Origin of the sequence: Microbacterium sp. ISL-103 (assembly GCF_018613995.1) — a bacterium.
GTDB lineage: Bacteria > Actinomycetota > Actinomycetes > Actinomycetales > Microbacteriaceae > Microbacterium.
The window spans coordinates 1-4,942 of sequence record NZ_JAGGPD010000330.1; the positions used below are offsets into that span (position 1 = coordinate 1).

At 64.8% G+C, this 4,942-nt stretch carries 8 protein-coding genes; all 8 read left to right on the forward strand.

Going from position 1 to position 4,942, the window contains the following annotated elements; translation table 11 throughout:
* Positions 1–63 precede the first annotated feature (63 nt).
* Positions 64–654: a 50S ribosomal protein L5 gene (gene rplE, locus J7E68_RS12450; protein WP_060927229.1), complete on the forward strand. Its 591-nt coding sequence runs from the start codon at positions 64–66 to the stop codon at positions 652–654.
* Positions 655–774: 120 nt separating this feature from the next.
* Positions 775–1,173 (forward strand): 30S ribosomal protein S8, encoded by a 399-nt coding sequence (gene rpsH, locus J7E68_RS12455; RefSeq protein WP_060927228.1) that lies wholly within the window; start codon positions 775–777, stop codon positions 1,171–1,173.
* 6 nt (positions 1,174–1,179) lie between these two features.
* A complete protein-coding gene (rplF, locus tag J7E68_RS12460; protein ID WP_215173027.1) occupies positions 1,180–1,716 on the forward strand; it encodes a 50S ribosomal protein L6 in 537 nt (178 codons plus the stop codon).
* Positions 1,717–1,718: 2 nt separating this feature from the next.
* Positions 1,719–2,078 carry a 50S ribosomal protein L18 gene (gene rplR, locus J7E68_RS12465; protein WP_029260926.1) on the forward strand — a complete coding sequence of 120 codons (360 nt, stop codon included), beginning with the start codon at positions 1,719–1,721 and terminating at the stop codon, positions 2,076–2,078.
* A 20-nt stretch (positions 2,079–2,098) separates the two neighbouring features.
* Positions 2,099–2,773, forward strand: a complete 675-nt coding sequence (gene rpsE, locus J7E68_RS12470; protein WP_311416824.1) for a 30S ribosomal protein S5 — start codon at positions 2,099–2,101, stop codon at positions 2,771–2,773.
* Complete coding sequence (gene rpmD / locus J7E68_RS12475) at positions 2,773–2,958, forward strand: 50S ribosomal protein L30 (protein WP_140037889.1); 186 nt, start codon at positions 2,773–2,775, stop codon at positions 2,956–2,958. The genes rpsE and rpmD overlap by 1 nt, the downstream gene beginning before the upstream one ends.
* Positions 2,958–3,584: a 50S ribosomal protein L15 gene (rplO, locus tag J7E68_RS12480; RefSeq protein ID WP_215173031.1), complete on the forward strand. Its 627-nt coding sequence runs from the start codon at positions 2,958–2,960 to the stop codon at positions 3,582–3,584. The genes rpmD and rplO overlap by 1 nt, the downstream gene beginning before the upstream one ends.
* Before the next feature lie 104 nt (positions 3,585–3,688).
* Positions 3,689–4,942: preprotein translocase subunit SecY (secY, locus tag J7E68_RS12485; protein ID WP_215173034.1), on the forward strand; the 1,254-nt coding region annotated here is incomplete at its 3' end.

The window sequence follows — 4,942 nt, forward strand, 5'->3', positions numbered from 1 at the left end:
CAAGGACGGCGTCAAGCGAACCGTCCGCGTGCGGTACGCGAAGAAGTCAGGTAAGGACCGCTGATGGCAACCACCGACGCTGCGGTGGCTGGCAAGATCCAGCCCCGCCTGAAGGCGAAGTACAAGGCCGAGATCCAGCAGAAGATGCAGGATGAGTTCGGCTACACCAACGTGATGCAGATCCCCGGTCTGGTCAAGGTCGTCGTGAACACCGGTGTCGGTGAAGCGGCGCGTGACAGCAAGGTGATCGACGGCGCGATCGACGATCTCACCAAGATCACCGGTCAGAAGCCGCTCGTCACGAAGGCTCGCAAGTCGATCGCGCAGTTCAAGCTGCGCGAGGGCCAGGCCATCGGCGCACACGTCACCCTCCGTGGTGACCGTGCGTGGGAGTTCCTGGACCGCCTCGTCTCGCTCGCTCTGCCCCGCATCCGCGACTTCCGCGGTCTGTCGAGCAAGCAGTTCGACGGCAACGGCAACTACACGTTCGGTCTCCAGGAGCAGAGCGTGTTCCACGAGATCGATCAGGACAAGATCGACCGGGTTCGCGGTTTCGACATCACTGTCGTCACCACCGCGAAGACGGATGACGAGGGTCGTGCACTGCTGCGTCACCTCGGCTTCCCGTTCCGGTCGGAGGACGCCCAGGCGTAATCGGTTTCGGGCGGGGCGCACAGCGCCCCGCCCGATCCCGTACAATTGAAGATTGCGTGTCATCGCAGGCCGTCTGTCGTGTAACGGCAGCCGGAACCTCATGAACAAAGGAAAACAACAATGACAATGACAGACCCGGTCGCAGATCTGCTGACCCGTCTGCGTAACGCGAACTCGGCGCATCACGACTCCGTGACCCTGCCGTCGAGCAAGCTCAAGACGCACATCGCCGAGATCCTCCAGCAGGAGGGCTACATCGCTGGTTGGGAGACGACTGACGCTCGCGTCGGGACGAACCTGACGCTCCAGCTGAAGTACGGCCCCAACCGAGAGCGTTCGATCGCGGGCATCAAGCGCGTGTCGAAGCCCGGCCTCCGCGTCTACGCGAAGTCCACCGAGCTTCCCAAGGTCCTCGGCGGCCTCGGCGTGGCCATCCTGTCCACCTCCTCCGGTCTTCTCACCGACCGTCAGGCAGAGCAGAAGGGCGTGGGCGGAGAAGTTCTCGCCTACGTGTGGTAATCGAAAATGTCGCGTATTGGACGACTTCCCATCGACGTTCCTGCGGGCGTGACCGTTTCGGTCGACGGCCGTGTGGTCGCGGTGAAGGGCCCCAAGGGTGAACTCACCCTGACGGTCGCCAACCCCATCGAGGTCGCGGTCGAGGAGAACCAGGTTCTCGTCAGCCGCCCCGACGACGAGCGCGAGTCCCGGTCGCTTCACGGCCTGACCCGCACGCTCATCAACAACAACATCATCGGCGTGACCCAGGGCTACACCAAGGGTCTCGAGGTCGTCGGAACCGGTTACCGCGTTGCTCAGAAGGGCGGCTCGGTCGAGTTCGCCCTGGGCTTCTCGCACCCGGTCCTGATCGACCCGCCCGCCGGCATCACGCTCACGGTCGAGGGCAACAACAAGCTCACCGTCAGCGGAATCGACAAGCAGGCTGTCGGCGAGGCAGCTGCCAACATCCGCAAGATCCGCAAGCCCGAGCCGTACAAGGGCAAGGGTGTGCGCTACGCCGGCGAGATCGTGCGTCGCAAGGCCGGAAAGAGTGGTAAGTAACCATGGCTCTCAAGTCAAAGTCTGACGCCCGCGCGCGTCGTCATGCCCGCCTTCGCAAGAAGGTCGTCGGCACCGAGGTGCGTCCGCGCCTCGTCGTCAACCGTTCGGCTCGCCACGTCTTCGTGCAGCTTGTCGACGACAGCAAGGGTCACACCGTGGCGTCGGCTTCGACGCTCGAGACCGACCTGCGCTCGCTCGAGGGTGACAAGACCGCCAAGGCCCGCAAGGTCGGCGAGCTTCTCGCCGAGCGTGCGAAGGCTGCAGGCGTTTCCGAGGCAGTGTTCGACCGTGGCGGCAACCGCTACGCAGGTCGTGTCGCCGCCATCGCCGACGGCGCCCGCGAGGGGGGTCTGGCACTGTGAGTGACAACAAGGAGAACGAAGTGACCGAAGCGGCTGCTGCCACTTCCGAGACTGCCACCGGCACCACGCAGGCAGAGCCGTCTCAGCGCGACAACCGCCGCGGCGGTGGCCGTGGTGACCGCAACCAGGGTGGTCGTGACCGTAACTCGCGTGACCGTGGGGACAACCAGTTCCTCGAGCGCGTGGTCACCATCAACCGCGTCTCGAAGGTCGTGAAGGGTGGTCGTCGCTTCAGCTTCACCGCTCTCGTGGTCGTCGGTGACGGCAACGGTCTGGTGGGCGTCGGCTACGGCAAGGCCCGCGAGGTCCCTCTGGCGATCTCGAAGGGTGTCGAAGAGGCCAAGCGCAACTTCTTCCGCGTTCCGCGCGTCGGAAGCACCATCCCGCACCCCGTGCAGGGTGAGGCCGCTGCAGGCGTCGTCCTGCTGCGTCCGGCCGCTGCCGGTACCGGTGTCATCGCCGGTGGTCCGGTCCGCGCCGTGCTCGAGTGCGCCGGCATCCACGACGTGCTGTCGAAGTCGCTCGGTTCGTCGAACACGATCAACATCGTGCACGCGACGGTGACCGCCCTGAAGCAGCTCGAGGAGCCCCGTGCGGTCGCCGCACGTCGTGGCCTCGAGTTCGACCAGGTCGCACCCGCGCGTCTCGTCCGTGCGGAGGCTGACGCCATCGCCGCACAGAAGGTAGGTGCCTGATGGCTGCACGCCTGAAGGTCACGCAGGTCAAGTCCAAGGTGAGCGAGAAGCAGAACCAGCGTGACACGCTGCGCAGCCTCGGTCTGAAGCGGATCGGTGACACCACCGTTCGCCCCGACGACGCGCAGACGCGCGGTTACGTCAAGACCGTCGCCCACCTCGTAAAGGTTGAGGAGATCGACTAATGGCTGAGAAGAACGAAGCCGTCGCGGCCGAGAAGGCCCCGAAGAAGGCTGCCGCTCCCAAGGCCGCAGCCGAGAAGAAGCCCGCTGCCAAGAAGGCACCTGCGAAGGCGTCCGAGGCCAAGGCCGAGACCGCCAAGAAGCCGGCTGCGAAGAAGGCTGCGCCGAAGAAGGATGCTCCGGCATCCCGCCCCGGCGTGCTGAAGGTGCACCACCTGCGTCCGGTCCCCGGATCCAACACCGCGAAGACCCGTGTCGGTCGCGGTGAGGGCTCCAAGGGTAAGACCGCTGGTCGCGGCACCAAGGGCACCAAGGCCCGCAACACCGTTCGCGTCGGCTTCGAGGGTGGGCAGATGCCTCTGCACATGCGCACCCCGAAGCTGCGCGGGTTCAAGAACCCGTTCCGCGTCGAGTACCAGGTCGTGAACTTGGAGAAGCTCGCGGAGCTGTACCCCAAGGGCGGCGACGTCACCATCAGCGACCTGGTCGCCAAGGGTGCCGTTCGCAAGAACGAGAAGGTCAAGGTTCTCGGAAACGGCGACATCGCCGTGAAGCTCACCGTCTCGGTCGACAAGGTCTCGGGTTCCGCCGAGCAGAAGATCGTGGCGGCCGGCGGATCCGTCAAGTAACCACTTCATGAGAGGGGTCGGAGATTCTCCGGCCCCTCTTATGGGTTAGCCTGTTCTTTCAGCCGTCCCTCCGGGGATCGGTAACCCTTTCAGGAGGAACGTCCTTGTTTAGCGCCATCGCGCGGATCTTCCGCACGCCCGACCTGCGTCGGAAGATCGGTTTCACCCTCGCCATCGTCGCCATCTATCGACTCGGCTCGAATGTCCCTGCTCCGTTCGTGAACTTCCCGAACGTCGAGGAGTGCCTGGCTCAGAACGCCGGCACCGACGGGCTGCTCGGTCTGGTCAACCTCTTCTCCGGTGGGGCGCTCCTCCAGCTGTCGATCTTCGCGCTCGGCGTCATGCCGTACATCACCGCGACGATCATCACCCAGCTCCTCCGCGTCGTCATCCCGCACTTCGAGGCCCTGCACAAGGAAGGTCAGGCCGGCCAGGCCCGTCTGACCCAGTACACGCGGTACCTCACGATCGCCCTGGCACTGCTGCAGTCGACCACGCTGGTGACGGTGGCCCGCAGCGGCCAGCTGTTCGGCACCACCGACGTGGCGGCCTGCCAGAACCTGCTCACGAACGACGTCTGGTGGGCGCAGCTGCTCATCATCATGGCGATGACCGCGGGCACCGGCCTCATCATGTGGTTCGCCGAGCTCGTCACCGAGCGCGGCATCGGCAACGGAATGTCGCTGCTGATCTTCACCTCGATCGCCGCCACGTTCCCCGGCGCCATGGGCCTCATCTGGGAGAGCAAGGGCTTCGAGGTGTTCCTCCTCGTCCTCTTGGTCGGAATCATCGTGATGGCGCTCGTCGTGTTCGTCGAGCAGTCGCAGCGACGGATCCCTGTGCAGTACGCCAAGCGCATGGTCGGCCGCCGCACGTACGGCGGCACGAACACGTACATCCCGATCAAGGTCAACATGGCGGGTGTGATCCCCGTGATCTTCGCGTCGTCGCTGCTGTACATCCCGGCTCTGATCGCTCAGTTCAACACCCCGCAGGACGGCTCCGAGCCGGCCGCGTGGGTGACCTGGATCAGCGCGAACTTCACCACGGGCAACAGCCCGGTCTACATGGCCGTGTACTTCCTGCTGATCATCGGCTTCACGTACTTCTACGTCGCGATCACCTTCAACCCCGTAGAGGTCGCCGACAACATGAAGAAGTACGGCGGGTTCATCCCCGGCATCCGTGCCGGTCGTCCGACCGCCGAGTACCTCGACTACGTGCTCACCCGCATCACGCTGCCCGGCTCGATCTACCTGGGTCTGATCGCGCTCATCCCGCTCATCGCTCTCGCAACCGTCGGCGCCAACCAGAACTTCCCGTTCGGCGGCCCATCGAACCTCATCACAGTGGGTGTC